The organism is Paenibacillus zanthoxyli JH29, assembly GCF_000520715.1.
Taxonomy (GTDB): Bacteria; Bacillota; Bacilli; order Paenibacillales; family Paenibacillaceae; genus Paenibacillus_AQ; species Paenibacillus_AQ zanthoxyli.
Window position 1 is genome coordinate 1 of the sequence record NZ_ASSD01000197.1, and the last position, 17774, is coordinate 17774.

A 17774-nucleotide genomic window follows, 5' to 3' on the forward strand; every position below is an offset into this window, starting at 1 on the left:
AGAGCATGCTGGACTGGGAACGGAAACGGCGGCTGGATCAGGAGGCTCCAACGCATATCGCGGTTCCCAGCGGTTCACGGATTGCCGTTGACTATAGCGATCCGGCCGCGCCGGTGCTGGCGGTGAAGCTGCAAGAGATGTTCGGGCAGCGGGAGACCCCGCGAATTGGGGCGGGAAGAGTACCCGTACTGCTTCATCTGCTGTCTCCGGCTCGGCGTCCGGTTCAGGTGACTGCCGATCTCGCCAGCTTTTGGGACAACACATATTTTGAAGTTAAGAAAGATTTAAAGGGACGATATCCCAAGCATTATTGGCCGGAAGATCCGCTTCAGGCCGTACCGACCCATCGGACGCGGCCGATCCAATAAATTGCCGGAAGCAGCCGTTTGCCTGAATTCTACCTTTATCGGCGTCTCTTGAAGCTTTCCTTTCCCCGTTTTTCCATGTTTGGAAATGCTGAGGAAGGGCAAGATAACTAACGTGCACCTAAGAATAAGGAGGGCTTCAAGTGACAAAGAGAATTGTTGGTACTTTCGATACGGGACCCGAGGCAACCAAGGCGATAAAAGAATTGCAAGCCAAAGGTATCCGCAATGAATATATTTCAGTGATTACACGGGATCGCGAAGATCTGCGGATGATTACGGAGGAGACGGATACAATGGCTCCGGAAGGAGTCGCCACAGGAGCAGCAACCGGCGGAGTAGCCGGAGGGATTGCCGGGCTGCTGGCCGGGATCGGCGCGTTAGCCATTCCGGGCATCGGCCCGATTATCGCAGCAGGCCCGATAGCGGGAGCATTAACCGGCGCGGCGATGGGAGCGGGCGCTGGCGGGCTGGTGGGCGGACTTGTCGGCTTGGGCATACCCGAAGAGGAAGCCCGAGAATATGTGGGCTATGTTGAAAAAGGCAAGATTCTGGTTCTTGTAGACGACGACGGACTCGATGCCCAAATAGCCGATATATTCCGGAATAAACCCTCGCTGAAGACTACTCGGATTGATCGATGAATTCGGATTTCCCAGCGTTTTGAATAAAAAATAGGCCGTAATTCCCAACTAATGCAAATTCAGGGAATGCGGTTTTTTTTGCGTGAAAACCCAAAAAAACAACTCATCCAAAAGCAAACGCTCGATCATACCAACTACTGACAACATTTCACCATATGAAAAATTCATAATAGAATAACATAATAAAACCTCTCCAGCTCATACCAGCTTATTCATCAGCATTACTCGTCCAACAACAAACCCAATTTGAAAAAGTCCGGGGCAGATCATCCAAAAGTCATATTGTGAAATTTGATAAACAGTGATTATATAGAGATATCCAGAATGATCAGAGGAGGTCTTCCATGGCTTTTATGATCGCCCAAAGGGCGTTTATCAAGTTGTATCTCATTACCATGGTCGAACAGCATCACGGCTACGGCTATCAAATGCTCGAGGATTTGCGGAGAGATTTCAAAAGTCATGGCTATAATCCTCCGCAGAGCGAGATCTACCGCGCCCTCCATGAATTGGTACAGCAGGGCATTCTATACCGGACCAAACAGCTCAAAGGAAATGATCCCAAAGTTGATTTTCAGGAAATCGTTCTTTATCATTTCACGCCAGATGGAGCCGAGAAAGCGAGGCTGTACAAGAAGCAGGTGAAGACCGATCTTGACCGGTGTCTGGGCATACTAAACAAGGCGGTAGCCGATAATTATTGAAAACCCTCGGGCGGGATGATGATATTTCCAGCCTGTCCCCGCCCTGATATAATAAGTAAAGCTATAAGAGAACCAGTCAACGATGGAGGTAGTTTTAGATGGATGAGCATATGAAGCGAAGACTGGACAAGCAGAGAAAGCTGTTCAGCCAGCTTGGGATTGCGCTTGATGCGTTAACCATTCATGAGAAAGAGTTCAGTATGAAATTACGCGGATACGATCCGGAGGAAGTAGATACTTTTTTGGACAGTGTCATTAAGGACTATGAACGGTTCTACGCAACCATCGCTGACTTAATGGACAAATGGCAGGAGCAGCAGATTACTCTGCGCGAATTGAAAGCGGAAAGTAAGCAGGCGCCGCCGCCCGTTATCCAGGGGATCGATCCGAAAGAGATCGAAGAGACGATTCTGAGGCTTGAGGCCGGTGTCCGCCAGCTTAAGGAACGCGTTCAGCGCAGTGAGATCATTTAGCCTCCGGACTTGTACAAAAATAACGGCTCACATTTGTCATCAGGACGGAGGTTGTGCTTTTTTTATGAATATAAATGTACTAAATTTCAAAATCCGTGGAAAAATCGCTCTTGGGTACATAATGATTTTACTGCTGCTCGGGCTTTTTTTGCTCATTGTGCAGGGACGGATTTCTGAGCTTGAGAAGGAAACTGTCATGCTGAGCGGTCATGATATGCAGGTGCATGAGCTTACCTTTCAGATTGAAAAAAATATTCTGGACATGGAGACCGGCCAGCGGGGCTATGCGCTTACAGGCAACGACTCTTATCTTGCCCCCTACTACGACGGGCTGGAGAAATGGCAGGTTAATTACTCCACTTTGAAGGCGCTCATTAAGGGTAGTACCTCTCAGGTTGAAAATCTGGAAAGTATCAGGAAGAATCTCGAAGCCTGGATCGTCAATGCGGGCCAATATGTGGTTGAACTCAAACAAGCGGGACGTGATGATGAGGTGACCGTGTTTTTTCATACCGATCCCGGCAAAGCGATAGCCGGACAAATCCGCAGCGAGTTACAGCATTTCCGTGAGTTTGAACAAGCCGGCACGGCGAAGCGGATTAGCGATCTTAAGTCCCGCAACCACCAACTGCTTATTACTATGTATATTCTGTGGAGCCTGGTGGCGCTGGTCGCCATTGCCGCTTCCATCCTGATTACCGATAATATCGTTAAGACACTGAAGAATGTAATTGACGCCATCAACCATATAGCAGACGGAAACAACAGGGCCAAGCGAATCGAGGTAAAGACGCAGGACGAGATTTCCGATCTTGCTGCAGCGACAAACCGTCTATTGGAGAACGCGGAAAGAGAGCAGCGGTTCAGCGACCAGCTAACCCAAATGTCGGTAAGGCTCCAGGAAAAAACGGACCCCGCCGCTTTATGCGACACCTTTCTGAGCAAGCTGGCGACAATCCTTGAGATACAGTACGGCGCGGTGTACATTGCTCAAGACCACTATGGCGATTCTCTGCTGAGAATTAGTTCCTATGCGGGCGGAAACGAAGGTTTGAGCCCAGGCAAAGAAAAAATAATGCTGGGTGAGGGCCTGGTGGGCCAATGCGCGCTTGATCAGAAAATTCTGAAGCTTGAAGAGCTGCCGGATGGTTATATTCATATCAGTTCCGGGCTCGGAAGAACCCCGCCCCGGCAGGCGGTGATCGCCCCTGTTGTGTTTGAGAACAGGACCGTCGCGGTAGTTGAGATCGCTTCACTCATGAGATGGGTGCCTGATCATTTCAAGCTGCTGGAACAGCTGCTCGACTCGTTCGCGGTATCGGTGAATTCGGTTATGACCCGGATGCATATTCAAAATCTCTATGCGGAAGCCCAGACAATGAATGAGGAGCTGCAGAACCAGTCTGAAGAGCTGCAATCCCAAACTCACAAACTGATTAACGTGAACAGCAAGCTGGAATTCCAAAAGCAGGTTGCGGAGAATTCGGCTGAAGAACTGGAAAAAATGAACGAGGAGCTAGAGACAAGCTCCCGCTACAAATCCGAATTTTTGGCTAATATGTCGCATGAGCTGCGGACACCGCTTAACAGCATGCTGCTGCTGTCGCAGATTCTGTCCGAGAACCACAGCGGCAACTTGACAGAGGAACAGGTAGGCTATGCATCGGTCATTCATTCCTCCGGCAGTGATCTGCTGGCCATCATTAACGATATTTTGGATTTATCCAAGGTTGAGGCCGGAAAGATGCTAATTGAAACGAGCGCCGTCAATCTTACCGAGCTCCCGTCCTTATTCGAAGGGTATTTCGGCAAGACGGCTGAGTCCAAAAATCTCGAGTTCAGCGTCGTTTTAAAAGCTGGAACACCGGATATCTTCTATACAGATGAATTGCGTTTGCATCAAATCCTCCGCAATCTGCTCTCTAACGCCTTTAAATTTACGAAAGAGGGCGGAGTAAAGCTCGAAATCTCCAAGGTTGACACCTTTGCTTCCAAAGGGTATGCTCCAGCGGGGCCGGTGCTGGCTTTTTCCGTAATCGACAGCGGCATAGGAATATCTCCGGATAAACGTGATCTGATATTTGAAGCATTCCAGCAGGCGGATGGATCAACCGCGCGAAAATTCGGCGGAACGGGACTTGGATTGTCCATTTCCCAGCAGCTTTCGAAGCTCCTTGGCGGGCATCTTACACTCGAGAGCAAACCGCAAGAGGGCAGCATCTTCACGCTGTATCTTCCTTATCTCAAAGAAGAAAGAGATCCGAAGGATTATATGCTCGATTTCGAGGCGGCGGCAGCGCTTGAACGCGAAGCTGATGGCAGCGGCGATGATGAGGAGGCGCAAATGGACGGGAAATACGGCCTGCTGGCGGGCAAAACAGTCCTTCTAGTCGATGATGACCCGCGAAATATCTATGCGCTGACACAGACGCTTGAGAAGTACAGCATGCATGTGGTGACGGCCCAGAACGGATTCGAATGCCTTCAGCGGGTCAGAGAGAATCCCGGGATCGACATCCTGCTTCTGGACATCATGATGCCGGTGTTGGATGGGTATGACACGTTATCCATTTTACGCGAAGAACTGTTGAAGCACGATCTTCCGATTATTGCGGTATCGGCCAAGACGATGAAGGAAGACCGGGAGAAATGCCTGGCTGCGGGGGCAACCGATTTTATCAAGAAACCCGTTCTTACCAAGGACCTCCTAAAGATTTTGTCCTATCATTTGAGCAGCAAAGCGGCTTAAATTCCAGATAAATATGTACGGGCGATCCGAAACCTGATGGTGGCGGGCGCCTTTTTTCTATTTTCGCAGAGATTCATAGAGTGAGTAGGCTTAGGATGATTTGCAGTATGTTGCAATGAGTATGAACACATGTTATCATTTGGTTGATCAAACAAACAAAAAGTTGGGACAATATCCTTGGTCTTAGGAGGTCTTTATTACGGAGCACGACAAACAGCAGCGGATAATTGACGCGGCCTATCAAGTATTGGCTGAAAAAGGTTATGACAAAGCCTCCACGAAAGAAATCGCACGGGTGGCCGGAGTCGCGCAGGGATTGATCAGCTATTATTTTCCGAGCAAAGATTTGTTGTTTGCGGAAGTGTTCCGCCGCGAATCGGAGAAGTACTGTGAATCGTATTCATTTACTCAGAGCAGCACCGAAGGGCCGCTAAATGCGGCAGCCGTGAAGTCGGCGCTCAGCGTGCCGCAGTCCAGGGCCGTGGACAATCCGTCCTGGATTAAGCTTCGTTACGAATTATACGCTTTGGGGCTGAGAAATCCTGCGGTATCAGAGAGTATTAAGGCTACGCTTGCCAGCAAGCGCGAACACCTGACCAGGCTCATTGAACGGATTAGCCGTCTTCCGGAAGAACACTCGCGTTCGCTCGCTCCCATTTTGCTGTCCGTTTTTGATGGCCTCGGATTGCAGCGGCTCTGTGATGAAGACTTCGATTACGAGGGCGCTTACGATACGTTCGCCGCAATACTTGCCGCATATTTGCAAAGCATTCAAAAATAAGAGAATAGAATGCAAATTTTTTTTAATGGTTTTGTTTGAGCGATCAAACAAAAACAGGAACTGGAGGAGATTGGATGAACAATCTAAGTGTTACTCGTAAAGCAGTGCCTCAGCAAGCAAAACCGACGCTGCTGGGAATGATCGGCCGTTTTGTTGTAGGGGCTAGATGGATGGTCATTATCTTAGGTGTAATTGCCCTTGTTGCATCGGCTGTTATCGGAGCGGGGACCACTCAAAAGCTGTCGCTCAGCAGATGGGAAGTACCAGGTTCCGAATCATTTAAAGCGGGTCAAGTCCTTGAGCGCCAGTTCGGCTCCGGCAGTCCCAATCTTGCGCTGCTGGTGACCGTTAAGAATGGCACCATCGACAGTCGAGTGAACCGTGAAGCGGGACTCGCGCTTACGAAGGAATTGGCGTCCGAGGAGGCGGTTCAGGAAGCATCTTCATACTGGTCCCGCAGAGAGACGCGGACGCTGCGCAGTGAGGATGGGACGCAAGCACTAATCCTGGCACACTTGAAAGGAACGGTAACGGAGGCGCGGACGGCGCTCGGTAAATTATCTCCTAAGTTTACCCGGGAGAACAATCTGTTCAAGGTCGAGGTAGGCGGACAGGACGAAATATTCAGGCAGGCCGCTGGACTGGCCCGTCAGGATTTTGTGCGGGCGGAGATGATCATTTTACCCGGCGTATTTCTTCTTCTCCTGCTTGTCTACCGGCGCTTTCGGGCGACTGCTCTGACCATCGGCGTCGGCCTGTTCGCTATGGCCGCCACGCTGGCCGGGCTCGGCGCAATTGTTTTGTTCACGGAGGTATCGACGTTCGCGCTTAATTTAACATTGGTCATGGGACTTGGGCTCGGCATTGACTATTCGCTGTTCATGATCGCCAGATTCAGGGAGGAACTGGCCTCGGGCAAGGATGCGCTTATTTCTGCTGTCCGTACAGTGGAGACCGCCGGACGAACTGTTATTTTCAGCGGCATTACCGTTGCGGCGTCCTGTGCTGTGTTGTTTGTCTTTCCTTTTCCATTTCTTCAGTCCTTCGCGTATACCGGTGTGCTGGTTGTCCTGTCAGGGATTATCGGTTCCGTCCTTATTCTACCCGCATTTTTTGCCGTTCTCGGCAGCAGGCTTGCGCGGCGTACGGGAAAGAAAACATCAGGCGATTCCGGTCTCCGCACAAACTGGTGGTATCGAAGCGCGAAGACGGTTATGCGCCGTCCCGTAATATACGGCGGTGCGGCCCTCCTCATTCTAGTGCTGCTTGGATCGCCCATTCTGAATTTACAGTTTGGCCTTCCGGATCACCGGGTGCTGCCCGCTCATGCGACAAGCCGGATAGTGGAAGATCAGAAGGCCGCCGGTTTTCGGGCCGAGGAGACGGACGCGATTCAGGTTCTGGCTCCGGAGATTAAGAATCCGGCAGGCGCGTTAAATGACATTTCCGCCTATGCCGCCCAACTGTCCGAGGTTCCAGGTATCATTCAGGTCGATTCTCTTGCCGGGTCCTTCTTCGAAGGCCGATTAATTACACCTCCCAATGAAACCCATGCCCGTTTTGCAGGCACAAGTGGCGGCACCTTTCTGACAGTCATTCCCTATGGCACCAGCATCAATGCGGATGCTCCGAAGCTGGTGAATGCGATACGGTCGGCTGATGCGCCGTTTGACGTTATCGTCGGCGGATATCCGGCGGATTTGACCGATTTTCGTAAAGAACTGCTCGAACGTCTGCCGGTTGCGCTCGGGCTTGTGCTAGTCATAACTTTTATCATTCTGTTCTTCATGAGCGGCAGCATCCTGCTTCCGATTAAAGCGACCTTGCTCAATTTCCTAAGTCTTACTATAATGTTCGGTACACTTGTATGGGTATTTCAGGAAGGACACTTGGCAGGGCTGCTTAACTTTACACCAGCCGGATCAATCGAGCCAAGCATTCCGATTCTCATGTTCTGCATCGCGTACGGTCTGTCGATGGATTATGAAGTGTTCATTTTATCGCGGATTAAAGAGGAGTATGACCGTACAGGCGATCTGACCGAATCGGTGGCAAGAGGGCTCCAGAAGAGCGGTTCGCTTGTCACTACGGCTGCGGCCATTCTGGCTTTTACTTTTGCAGCTTATGCAACGGGAGAGGTCGTGTTTCTCAAAATGCTCGGCATCGGAATGACCCTGGCTGTGCTGGTGGATGCCACCCTGATCCGGTCCGTGCTGGTTCCCGCCTTCATGAAGCTGGCCGGCAGGGCGAATTGGTGGGCTCCACCCATACTGCGTCGCTTCTATGAACGTTATGGCATTTCGGAAGGGGGAGGAGTTCAATGAAAGCATTTGTTACCGGAAGTACAGGCATGCTGGGTATTAACTTAATCCGTCAATTGACGGCGAAAGGCCATGAAGTCAAGGCTCTGGTGCGCTCGAAGGAGAAAGGGGACAAGCTGCTGGGAGACATCGGAGCAGAGCTGATTGTCGGCGATATGGAGCAAGTGGAGGAATGGTCCTCCTCTTTGCAGGGCTGCGATACGCTTTTTCACACGGCGGCTTATTTCCGGGAAACCTTCGCTCCGGGAAGTCACTGGGAGAAGCTTGAGCGGATCAACGTGACGAACACCGTGCGGTTGTTTGAGAAGGCTGGCCTTTTTGGGATCGGAAAGATCATCCATACAAGCAGCAACGCAACCATTCGAAAGCGGGAGGACGGCGTTCCAAGCAATGAATCGGATGTCATGAACCCGGAAGAAGCTCTGAACGATTACGGTAAAAGTAAAGTGATCGGCGATCAGAAGATCGCCTTGTTCTCCGAGCAGTTAGGGATTCCGGTTGTGACAATGAAACCGTCCTGGATGATCGGCCCATGGGACGCCGCTCCTACGAGCGGGGGCAAGCTGGTGCTGGATTTCATGGACCGGCGGTTGCCGGGCTTTATTGCCGATTCGGGCATTGATGTGGTAGACCCGCGGGATGTCGCTGACGCGATGATCATTTCCGCACAGACGATAGGCGAATCCGATTCGTTTATTATAAGCGCGCATCATGTCAGCCAGTTGCAATTAATGCAAGCGTTGGAGGAAGCCACAGGAATTCCTGCTCCGACAAGGCGGCTGCCGAAAAAGCTGCTGTTCGCGGCTGCATGGGCGGCGGAGCGCTACGCTGCGGCCACGGGCAAAGCGCTCTCGCTATCGGTCAACGGCATCCGCTCGATTACCAATAAAAAACAGACCTCCTCAGCTAAAGCCGAAAGCGTATTGGGCATCCATTTTCGTCCTTTAATTGAGACAATTCGCGATACGGTCAATTGGTATCAGACTCACTGATTAGTTTGTTTACGGCAGGCCGCCGCCGCTTCATCCGGTGAATATATCTCAACTCCTCGCTGCAATATAATTTCAGTTTACCATAAGGTAACCTGGAAAGACTTCGCTTCGTTTTTTCTGCTATAATTTAGGTTATGACAAAACTGGGGAGGAAATTGAAATGGCTGATCCGCATACTGCGCTGATTCTCATTGATGTACAGGAGGCGATGTTTTCATATCCGGGAATGAAGCTGTATGACGAAGAAGGTGTGATGGAGCGGATCGTATCGCTGCTGGATCGGGCGCGCCAGGGCGGTACGAGGGTGATTTATATTCAACATACCGAGGATGAAGAATACACCAAGGGAACACCCACATGGCAGATCAGCTCCAAAGTGACTCCGCTGCTTGGAGAGAAGGTTATCGAGAAGCCGACCTGGGACGCCTTTCACCTTACCGGACTTCAGGAAGAATTGCAGCGTCACGGTATTACCCATCTGATTATCGCGGGCATGCAAAGCGAATTTTGTCTCGACTCGACATGCCGCCGGGCATTCAGCCTTGGATATTCCACGATTCTGGTGGAAGACGCCCATAGTACGTTTGATAATGGACGGCTCACTGGCAAAGAAATCGTACGGCATCATAACGGGATTCTTGGAGGACGGTTCGTAACCTTGAAACCTGCGAGCGAAGTAACCTTCTGAAATGGGGAAGACACATTTGGCTGTACGGCCCAAGCAGCGTTCCCGTTTGCGGCTTTTTGCGGGTAAACCCTATTTCATCTGGAAAAGATATGTAAAATGGCTTACGGAGAAGAAAAAAGTAGCGAATACTTTCAGCCGGGATGCTCTGCCCTGCAAAGTGTTCGAGCACGCGACCCCGCTGCTGCGTAAGCTTCGAAAGGTCGATATGCAGCTACAGTACAACAAAATTACTAATCTCAGGCTGGCAGTCCAAAAGCTCGACGGCTTAATAATAAAACCGGGAGAAACCTTCTCTTATTGGCGGAGGATCGGCAAGCCCACCCGGCGGAAGGGCTATGTGGACGGCATGGTGCTGTATTACGGGGGATTCAAATCCGGCGTTGGGGGAGGGCTGTGCCAGCTCTCGAACCTGATATATTGGATGACGCTTCATTCTCCGTTGACGGTGACGGAACGGCACAGACACAGCTATGATGTTTTTCCGGATGAACAGCGAACACAGCCGTTCGGCAGCGGGGCGACCTGCTCTTATAACTACCTGGATCTTCAGCTTAGAAATGATACGGATACTGAATATCAGCTTAAGGTGTGGCTTACCGATACGCATCTGCATGGGGAGTGGCGCGCAGCGGAACCTCCGCTATACACGTATGAGGTTTATGAAAGCGATCATGCCATCTCTTTGGAGCCATGGGGCGGTTACCTTCGCCGCAACAGTATTTGCCGGAGGCTGATTGCCCGTGACGGCAGTACGGCCTTTGACGAGTACATAACCGACAACACCGCATTGATGATGTATGCCCCTTTATTAAAAGAAGATGCCAGATAGGACTAGGGCGGGCATTCAGTCTGTCCATTTGGCGTTTTTTTATCTCACTTTGGATAGATAGCCCCTATTCGGGTTAAAACATAAGTTATAGTCCAACATCATTCTTCCAAAGGAGTAAAGTCCAGCATGAAAGCAGTTACTTACCAAGGCAAGAAGAAAGTGGAAGTCAAAGATGTCGTAAACGCCAAGCTTGAAAAAAAGGATGATATTATCGTCCGGATCACGTCGACTGCTATTTGTGGTTCGGACCTGCATGTCTACAACGGGAATATCCCGGGTATGTATGACAATTACGTCATTGGCCATGAGCCGATGGGAATTGTCGAGGAAGTCGGACCCGAAGTGACCAAGGTGAAAAAAGGCGACCGGGTTATCGTTCCTTTCAACGTGGCGTGCGGACAGTGCTACTTCTGCCAGCATGATATGGAAAGCCAATGTGACCATGCTAACGAGGCCAAGGATACAGGCGGTTATCTCGGATATTCGGAAACATACGGTGGTTATCCTGGCGGACAAGCCGAGCTGCTGCGGGTTCCTTATGGCAACTTCGGTCCTTTTGTCGTGCCGGAGGATGCGGAGATGGAGGACGAGAAGCTGCTGTTCCTGTCAGATATCCTCCCAACAGCCTGGTGGAGTGTCGAGAATGCGGGCGTCAAGCCCGGAGATTCCGTTATTATCCTGGGCTGTGGCCCTGTCGGCCTGCTGACGCAAAAGTTCGCCTGGATGAAAGGGGCTTCCCGCGTTATAGCTGTGGACAATGTCCCTTATCGGCTTAAGCTCGCACATCGAATAAATAATGTTGAGGGTTTTAACTTTGACGAAGTGAAAGACCTGGAAATTTATTTGAAGGAAATCACGCGCGGCGGGGCGGATATTGTCATTGACTGCGTCGGTCTGGACGCCAAAAAGTCCGTACTAGAAGCTGTTGAAACGACTCTGAAGCTTCAGGGCGGCTCGCTAAGCGCTTTTAATATCGCGACACAAGTGGTCCGGAAATTCGGCACCATCCAGTTGACCGGCGTTTACGGATTGACGTATAACATGTTCCCGCTGGGGAATCTGTTCGAACGCAACATTACGCTGAAGATGGGGCAGGCTCCCGTTATTCACTATATACCAGCGCTGTATCAAATGATTAAAGAGAATAAGTTCGATCCTACCGATATCATTACGCACCGGCTGCCGATTGATGACGCGGAGCATGCTTACAAGGTGTTCAGCGAGAAGGAGGAGGACTGCATCAAAGTTGTGCTGAAGCCGTGAGGACCGAAGGAATACATTGGAGGGCTGAACAAACCACCCATCATTTTTAAATAAAAAGCTGATTTTTTCCGCTGCATGCGTTAAATTAACAGAAGTGCTCTACATCAATTTGACGCGCCGGAAAGGAACAACTCATCATGAATACGAAAAAACCGCCAATCCCCGTACCGCTGCTCATGCTGATCGGGATTGTAGCCATCTCATTTTCCGCCATATTTATCAAATGGTCCCAAGCTCCGGCTTCCATTCAGGGAATGTACCGCCTGCTGTTCACTTCGCTTTTAATGTTCCCCTTTGTCCGTCCGTACAGTGGAACGGTATTGTCCCTCCGTTTAAAGGACTGGCTGCTGCTAATAGCTTCCGGCTTCATGCTGGCTCTGCATTTTTTGCTGTGGATGGGCTCGCTGGAGTATACTTCCGTCGCCAGCTCTACAATGATTATGGCGCTTGAGCCCGTATTCATTATGATTGGGTCCTATATTCTGTACAAGGAGCGCAGCGCGGTCTCCGCAATATCTGGTCTTGGTGTAGCGATCATAGGCGTCGTATTTATTGGGTGGGGTGACATTGGCTTGTCCTCGGACAGCCTAAAAGGCGACCTGCTCTCTATATTCGGAACGGTGGCGGTAGCCGCCCATCTGCTCATTGGCAAAAAACTGGTAGCCCGGATGCCGTCTTACCTATACAGCCTAATTGTGTTCATCAGCGCCGGAGCTGTGTTCGCTCTGTACAATTGGGCTGCCGGCATCGCTTTCTTTGACTATCCGCCAAGAGAATGGGGTATTTTCGCGCTGCTTGCGATCGTACCGACTGTATTTGGCCATATCCTGTTCAACTGGCTGCTGCAGTATACGTCCGCCACTACCGTCTCCATGAATATTCTAGGAGAACCGGTAGGGGCCTGCATTCTGGCCTATTTGCTGCTCGGAGAGCGATTGTCCGGCCTTCAGTGGTCCGGCGGCCTGCTCGTGCTCGGCGGTCTCGCTTGTTATTTGTATATGGGCAGCCGGAAAGAGGCCCGGGAAGCAGAGCGGGGTAATAGACCTTCGCATGAACTTGAGTCTTTGCCGGAAAGCGCTTCTTGAACCGGCGGGAGTTCACCGGAACCTAACATAATGAGATTTGAAGCAAAGGAGCTTTTACTTGATGTACGACAGTTACAAGGATGACAATAAACCCGAGTCGGCGGTAACCTCCTCCGTCAGCGAAGAGCTGTGGAACGAGGATACATACAGCGCTTGGATAAGCCGGTTTGGAACGCCGGAGGAAGCTGCGGCCAAGCTGCGGAATAATCCTTCCGCCAAGCTTCAGCCGCTTCTTGCCTATTTCGGAGAAGTAGGCGGCAAGAAAATGATGAACCTGATGGGCTCGAACGGGGTAAAAGCGGTGGCGCTCGGTCTGCTTGGTGCCGAGGTGTCGGTAGCCGACTTCTCGGAAGGCAATGGGCGTTATGCTTCCGAGTTGGCGGAAGCTGCGGGAGTTCGGCTGGACTATATCGTCTCCGATGTATTGAACCTGCCGGGAACTGTTCCCCGAGGAGCGTTTGATATTGTCTTTGCGGAGCTGGGAATCGTGCACTACTTTACCGATCTCAAGCCGTTTATGGACACGGTGTATTCACTGCTTGCTCCGGGAGGGCGGTTCATCTTGCGGGATTTTCATCCCGTGTCGACGAAGCTGATCTCTTCAAAGGGTACGACGGCCAAAATCCGCAAGCATAAAGTAACGGGGGATTATTTCGATACGTCGCTTGAGGAGAAACGGGTGTCCTATGCCAAATATTCGCCCAGTGGCGGAGAAAGCAGGGACATTACGGGTACCGTATTCTGGCGTAAATGGACGCTCGGCGAGATTGTGACCGCAGCCGCGGAATGCGGCCTCTATATCCGCAAGCTGGTCGAAGAACCGAATCTATCCTCGGACGTATTCGATAAGGGCATTCCGAAGACGTTTGTGCTGACGGCGGAGAAGCCGGAATTTTAGCCGAATAATTAAGAGGTTGCTCAATTATGGACCAAGCTGTCCGCAAAAGCCTGCTGAATATCGGTTAGCGCATAATCCTTACGCCACGCCAGATAAAAGCCGCCTCGCTCCGGCAAAATGCCTGAAAGTGGACGATATCGCAAGCTCCCCGACTCGATCTCCGCTGCAATACCGATTTTGGAAAAAACGGCGACCGCATTTCCTTGCATAACCAATTGCTTAACGGCCTCTGGGCTATCGATTTCCATCCTATTCCACAAACGCACACCATTTAACCCGGCCCAACGGTCAGCAAATTCGCGCACGCCGCTTCCCGGGGCATGCTGAATCCACGGCTGCCGGGAGATTTCATCCGGATCGGGGGTATCCTTGCTTTCTAATGGGTGCCCTGGAGCATAGATAAGCACTGTCTCATCATCGGCAATTTTACTCATATATAAAGATTCGTCCGCCTGCTCATAGCCATGCAGAACGGCAAGCTGAAGCTTGCGGCTCCTGAGCTGCTCGCGTAAGATGTGATTTTGCGCCTCGGCGACCGTAATTTCGGTCTCAGGATGCTCTGCCGCTAAGCCGGACAAAGCTGTCGGGAGGAGATACGCCGCCGAAATTGCCGATGCTCCGATAGACAGCTTTAGCTTGGAGCGGGAGTCGGCCTGCTTTACCGTTCTTTCGGCTTCGGACGCCAGCGCAACAATACGGACCGCATATTGATGAAGCGCATGACCGGCTTCAGTCAGCAGCACGCGTCCGCTTCGGCTCTGGAACAGCGGGGTGCCGAGTTCATTCTCCAGCGACTTCATGTGAAAAGAAACGGTGGGCTGCTTCAGCCCAAGCTCTGCGGCAACATCCGTCACTTTTTTATATTTTTCTATAAGAACTACGATTTGCAGCTTTAATATATTCATGGAAGCTCCTTTGATTTGACAATATCCGCTAACCTTCTCTTTATATTATAGATTAATTCTATTTCATTATACATATTCTATTTCCTTTTTTATCGTTCATTTTACATAAGTAGGCGGTTTAACTAACGAAGGGATTTTACAATTAAACATGTCAGGGCGAACGAGCCTAATTATTAACACAAACTGTAGGAGGAGACAAACAATAATGCGCTCTAAAAAATCCTGGATCATGGCACTTGCTTTAACGAGTGTCCTTGCACTTTCGGCTTGCGGAAATAATGGGGGAAATAACACAGCGGCTAACGAAGGAAATACAGGAGCCAGCAGCGCGCCTACAGAGACAAGCGGCGCAGAAGTCAGCGGTTCGATTCTCGCTTCCGGCTCCACGGCTCTTCAGCCTTTGGTGGAACAGGTCGCAGAGAAATTCATGGAAAAGAATGCCGGCGTAGATATTCAAGTACAAGGCGGCGGCAGCGGTACAGGTCTTACACAGGTAGCTGAGAAACAAGTGGATATCGGCAACTCCGACGTATTCGCGGAAGAGAAGCTGAAAGATGCAGACGCGGAAAAAGCAAAAGCGCTCGTTGACCATCAGGTGGCGGTTGTCGCGATTGCGGCCGTTTCCCATCCGGCTGCCGGAGTTGACACTCTGACTAAGCAGCAGCTGGTTGATATTTTTACTGGTAAAATCACGAACTGGAAAGAAGTAGGCGGCGCGGATCAGAAGATCCAAATCATTAACCGTCCGGCAAGCTCTGGAACACGCGCTACATTTGAGAAATTTGCACTCGGCACGAAGACGGAAGATCTTCCGGGCTCCATCCAAGAGGATTCCTCGGGTACTGTTAAGAAAATGATCGGCGAAACGCCGGGAGCGATCGGGTACTTGGCCCTGTCCTACCTTGACGATTCGGTTAAAACCTTGAACTACGACGGAGTTGAACCTTCCGTGGACAACGTAGTTAGCGGAAAATATCCGGTCTGGGCATATGAGCATATGTACACGAATGGTGAACCGAATGCGACGGTCAAAGCTTTCCTTGACTACTTCCTGACTGATGAAGTTCAGAACGGTGACGTAACTGAGCTTGGCTACATCCCAGCCAACAAGATGCAGGTTTCCCGCGATGTCGCTGGCACCGTAACGAACAAGTAATTAGACAATTAAAGCAACAATTTTCATAGAATCGGAGGCGGAATTCTTCTGCCTCTCTTTTCACTTTAAAGAGAAGGGGCATAAATGCGAGTGCAGAACAATGAAACTATGCGAGTACAGAGCAGCAAATCGCGTATCGAAAAACATCATATTGAAGACCTTGTCGGACGTTCCTACATGTCCTTTTGTGTGCTGCTGTTAATTGTCTCCATAGTATCCATGGTGTATTTTGTGACGTCTAGAGGGATTTCAACCTTTGCTATCGATAAAGTAAGCATTTCAGATTTCTTTTTCGGTACTACCTGGTCTCCCGAAGGGGATCATCCGTCTTTTGGAGCGCTGCCGTTTATCGCGGGCTCTTTTATCACTACTCTCTTGGCCGCGCTGATCGCTAGTCCATTAAGCATTTGCGCCGCGCTATTCATGACCGAAATCGTACCGGGATGGGGCAAAAAGCTGCTGCAGCCGGTGATTGAACTTCTGTCGGGTATTCCTTCCGTCGTATACGGCTTTGTGGGGCTCAGCGTTATCGTGCCGTTTCTGCGGAATGTCTTTCCTGGACAAGGCATTGGCGTTGCAGCTGGTGCGCTCGTGCTGTCGGTCATGATCTTGCCAACGATTACCAGTGTGGCGGTGGATGCGCTGTCTACGCTTCCCCGGAATCTGAAGGAATCCTCATTTGCGCTTGGCGCAACCCGCTGGCAGACCATCGCCCGCGTGATCATTCCGACGACGCTTCCCGCTATTATGACCGGCGTAGTGCTGGGCATGGCCCGTGCCTTCGGCGAAGCGCTTGCGGTCCAGATGGTTATCGGGAATGCTCCGTTCATTCCCACATCCTTATTTGAATCAGCATCTACGCTGACCAGCGTCATAACGCTGGGTATGGGTAATACTACAATGGGTTCGCCGCACAATAATGCGCTGTGGAGTATGGCGCTTGTACTCATGCTGATGACGTTCCTATTCGTGTTCGTTGTCCGCATGCTGGAGAAAAGGAGGTCGATCTAATGAAAGCAAAAACAGCCGACAAGATCGCCACCTTTGTTATTGTAACTTTGGCTTTGTTGATCGTCGCCGTATTGGCCGGTCTGCTAGGATATATTTTATTTCGGGGAGTAAGCCATATTAGCTGGGATTTCCTCACATCGGCTCCGCGCAAAATACGCGCGGGCGGCGGTATAGGACCGCAGCTGTTTAACTCGTTGTTCCTCCTGGTCCTCACACTGCTGATCACCGTGCCTTTGGGCATTGGAGCAGGTATTTATATGGCGGAATATGCGCGACCGGGAAGAATCACCGGCTTTATCCGCCTCATTGTTGAGGTTCTATCATCCTTCCCGTCGATCGTCGTCGGTCTGTTCGGTCTGCTGCTGATCGTTAATATTTTTGGCCTCGGCTTCTCGCTGGTTTCGGGGGCGCTGGCCCTGACCGTATTCAACCTCCCGCTGATGGTGCGGATTACCGAGCAGGCGTTCCGAAGCGTACCCTCTCAGCAGAAGGAAGCCGGGTTCGCACTCGGGCTGTCTAAATGGAAAATCGTTACAACTGTTCTGTTCCCTGTGGCGCTGCCCGCAATCATTACGGGAACGATCCTGTCCGCCGGCCGGGTATTCGGCGAAGCCGCCGCCCTGATGTTCACGGCGGGGATGAGCAGCCCTCGTCTGGATTTCGGCAACTGGAATCCGCTGAGTCCGTCCTCGCCGCTGAATCCTTTCCGCCCGGCGGAGACGCTGGCCGTGCATATCTGGAAGATTAACAGCGAAGGGCTCGCGCCCGATGCGGCGGAGATTGCCGCCGGAGCTTCGGCCGTTTTGGTTATCACGGTCCTGATCTTTAATCTGGTCGCCCGCTATTTTGGCCGATTGATCTACCGGAAGTTGACAGCATCGCGAAGAATGAATTAGTCAGGAGGAGAAAA

Annotated in this window: 17 protein-coding genes; 16 read left to right on the forward strand and 1 reads right to left on the reverse strand. The window is 51.0% G+C overall.

Annotation, left to right across the window (positions count from 1 at the left end):
• The 13 genes from L691_RS28240 to L691_RS0107675 form a co-directional block, all read left to right on the forward strand.
• Positions 1–368: ATP-dependent helicase C-terminal domain-containing protein (locus L691_RS28240; protein WP_036735973.1), on the forward strand; the 368-nt coding region annotated here is incomplete at its 5' end.
• A 140-nt stretch (positions 369–508) separates the two neighbouring features.
• Positions 509–1009 (forward strand): general stress protein, encoded by a 501-nt coding sequence (locus L691_RS0107620; RefSeq protein WP_025689773.1) that lies wholly within the window; start codon positions 509–511, stop codon positions 1007–1009.
• 344 nt (positions 1010–1353) lie between these two features.
• Entirely contained in the window at positions 1354–1713 is a 360-nt protein-coding gene (locus L691_RS0107625; protein ID WP_025689774.1) for a helix-turn-helix transcriptional regulator, read from the forward strand.
• 98 nt (positions 1714–1811) lie between these two features.
• Entirely contained in the window at positions 1812–2186 is a 375-nt protein-coding gene (locus L691_RS0107630) for a DivIVA domain-containing protein (protein ID WP_025689775.1), read from the forward strand.
• Positions 2187–2250: 64 nt separating this feature from the next.
• Entirely contained in the window at positions 2251–4935 is a 2685-nt protein-coding gene (locus L691_RS0107635) for an ATP-binding protein (protein ID WP_036735976.1), read from the forward strand.
• A 226-nt stretch (positions 4936–5161) separates the two neighbouring features.
• Complete coding sequence (locus L691_RS0107640; protein WP_269634837.1) at positions 5162–5716, forward strand: TetR/AcrR family transcriptional regulator; 555 nt, start codon at positions 5162–5164, stop codon at positions 5714–5716.
• 74 nt (positions 5717–5790) lie between these two features.
• On the forward strand, positions 5791–8040 hold the full coding sequence (locus tag L691_RS0107645) for an MMPL family transporter (RefSeq protein ID WP_025689778.1): 2250 nt from the start codon (positions 5791–5793) through the stop codon (positions 8038–8040).
• Entirely contained in the window at positions 8037–9029 is a 993-nt protein-coding gene (locus L691_RS0107650) for an NAD-dependent epimerase/dehydratase family protein (protein ID WP_025689779.1), read from the forward strand. Before L691_RS0107645 ends, L691_RS0107650 begins: the two co-directional genes overlap by 4 nt.
• A gap of 160 nt (positions 9030–9189) precedes the next feature.
• Entirely contained in the window at positions 9190–9717 is a 528-nt protein-coding gene (locus tag L691_RS0107655) for a cysteine hydrolase family protein (RefSeq protein ID WP_025689780.1), read from the forward strand.
• A 1-nt stretch (position 9718) separates the two neighbouring features.
• On the forward strand, positions 9719–10546 hold the full coding sequence (locus tag L691_RS0107660) for a VanW family protein (RefSeq protein WP_025689782.1): 828 nt from the start codon (positions 9719–9721) through the stop codon (positions 10544–10546).
• Positions 10547–10672: 126 nt separating this feature from the next.
• Positions 10673–11809 (forward strand): zinc-dependent alcohol dehydrogenase, encoded by a 1137-nt coding sequence (locus L691_RS0107665; RefSeq protein ID WP_025689784.1) that lies wholly within the window; start codon positions 10673–10675, stop codon positions 11807–11809.
• 137 nt (positions 11810–11946) lie between these two features.
• The gene (locus L691_RS0107670; RefSeq protein WP_025689786.1) at positions 11947–12894 is read left to right on the forward strand and encodes a DMT family transporter; all 948 of its coding nucleotides are present in this window, start codon (positions 11947–11949) and stop codon (positions 12892–12894) included.
• A 61-nt stretch (positions 12895–12955) separates the two neighbouring features.
• The gene (locus tag L691_RS0107675; protein ID WP_025689787.1) at positions 12956–13792 is read left to right on the forward strand and encodes a class I SAM-dependent methyltransferase; all 837 of its coding nucleotides are present in this window, start codon (positions 12956–12958) and stop codon (positions 13790–13792) included.
• A gap of 20 nt (positions 13793–13812) precedes the next feature.
• On the opposite strand, the gene L691_RS0107680 is transcribed toward L691_RS0107675, so the two are convergent.
• Positions 13813–14697: a LysR family transcriptional regulator gene (locus tag L691_RS0107680; RefSeq protein WP_025689788.1), complete on the reverse strand. Its 885-nt coding sequence runs from the start codon at positions 14695–14697 to the stop codon at positions 13813–13815.
• A gap of 205 nt (positions 14698–14902) precedes the next feature.
• Between L691_RS0107680 and L691_RS0107685 the strand changes: the two genes are divergently transcribed.
• The 3 genes from L691_RS0107685 to pstA all read left to right on the forward strand — a co-directional run bounded on the left by L691_RS0107685 (position 14903) and on the right by pstA (position 17760).
• Positions 14903–15853: a phosphate ABC transporter substrate-binding protein gene (locus tag L691_RS0107685; protein ID WP_025689789.1), complete on the forward strand. Its 951-nt coding sequence runs from the start codon at positions 14903–14905 to the stop codon at positions 15851–15853.
• Between the two features lie 108 nt (positions 15854–15961).
• Positions 15962–16864, forward strand: a complete 903-nt coding sequence (gene pstC / locus L691_RS0107690; protein ID WP_025689791.1) for a phosphate ABC transporter permease subunit PstC — start codon at positions 15962–15964, stop codon at positions 16862–16864.
• Complete coding sequence (pstA, locus tag L691_RS0107695; protein ID WP_025689792.1) at positions 16864–17760, forward strand: phosphate ABC transporter permease PstA; 897 nt, start codon at positions 16864–16866, stop codon at positions 17758–17760. Before pstC ends, pstA begins: the two co-directional genes overlap by 1 nt.
• The last annotated feature ends 14 nt before the right edge of the window (positions 17761–17774 follow it).

What these genes read in the sequence shown, in the direction of transcription:
- L691_RS0107625 (WP_025689774.1), top strand. Translation starts at nt 1,354, where the DNA reads ATGGCTTTTATGATCGCCCAAAGGGCGTTTATCAAGTTGTATCTCATT.
- L691_RS0107630 (WP_025689775.1), top strand. Translation starts at nt 1,812, where the DNA reads ATGGATGAGCATATGAAGCGAAGACTGGACAAGCAGAGAAAGCTGTTC.
- L691_RS0107635 (WP_036735976.1), top strand. Translation starts at nt 2,251, where the DNA reads ATGAATATAAATGTACTAAATTTCAAAATCCGTGGAAAAATCGCTCTT.
- L691_RS0107645 (WP_025689778.1), top strand. Translation starts at nt 5,791, where the DNA reads ATGAACAATCTAAGTGTTACTCGTAAAGCAGTGCCTCAGCAAGCAAAA.
- L691_RS0107650 (WP_025689779.1), top strand. Translation starts at nt 8,037, where the DNA reads ATGAAAGCATTTGTTACCGGAAGTACAGGCATGCTGGGTATTAACTTA.
- L691_RS0107655 (WP_025689780.1), top strand. Translation starts at nt 9,190, where the DNA reads ATGGCTGATCCGCATACTGCGCTGATTCTCATTGATGTACAGGAGGCG.
- L691_RS0107660 (WP_025689782.1), top strand. Translation starts at nt 9,719, where the DNA reads ATGGGGAAGACACATTTGGCTGTACGGCCCAAGCAGCGTTCCCGTTTG.
- L691_RS0107665 (WP_025689784.1), top strand. Translation starts at nt 10,673, where the DNA reads ATGAAAGCAGTTACTTACCAAGGCAAGAAGAAAGTGGAAGTCAAAGAT.
- L691_RS0107670 (WP_025689786.1), top strand. Translation starts at nt 11,947, where the DNA reads ATGAATACGAAAAAACCGCCAATCCCCGTACCGCTGCTCATGCTGATC.
- L691_RS0107675 (WP_025689787.1), top strand. Translation starts at nt 12,956, where the DNA reads ATGTACGACAGTTACAAGGATGACAATAAACCCGAGTCGGCGGTAACC.
- L691_RS0107680 (WP_025689788.1), bottom strand. Translation starts at nt 14,697, where the DNA reads ATGAATATATTAAAGCTGCAAATCGTAGTTCTTATAGAAAAATATAAA.
- L691_RS0107685 (WP_025689789.1), top strand. Translation starts at nt 14,903, where the DNA reads ATGCGCTCTAAAAAATCCTGGATCATGGCACTTGCTTTAACGAGTGTC.
- pstC (WP_025689791.1), top strand. Translation starts at nt 15,962, where the DNA reads ATGCGAGTACAGAGCAGCAAATCGCGTATCGAAAAACATCATATTGAA.
- pstA (WP_025689792.1), top strand. Translation starts at nt 16,864, where the DNA reads ATGAAAGCAAAAACAGCCGACAAGATCGCCACCTTTGTTATTGTAACT.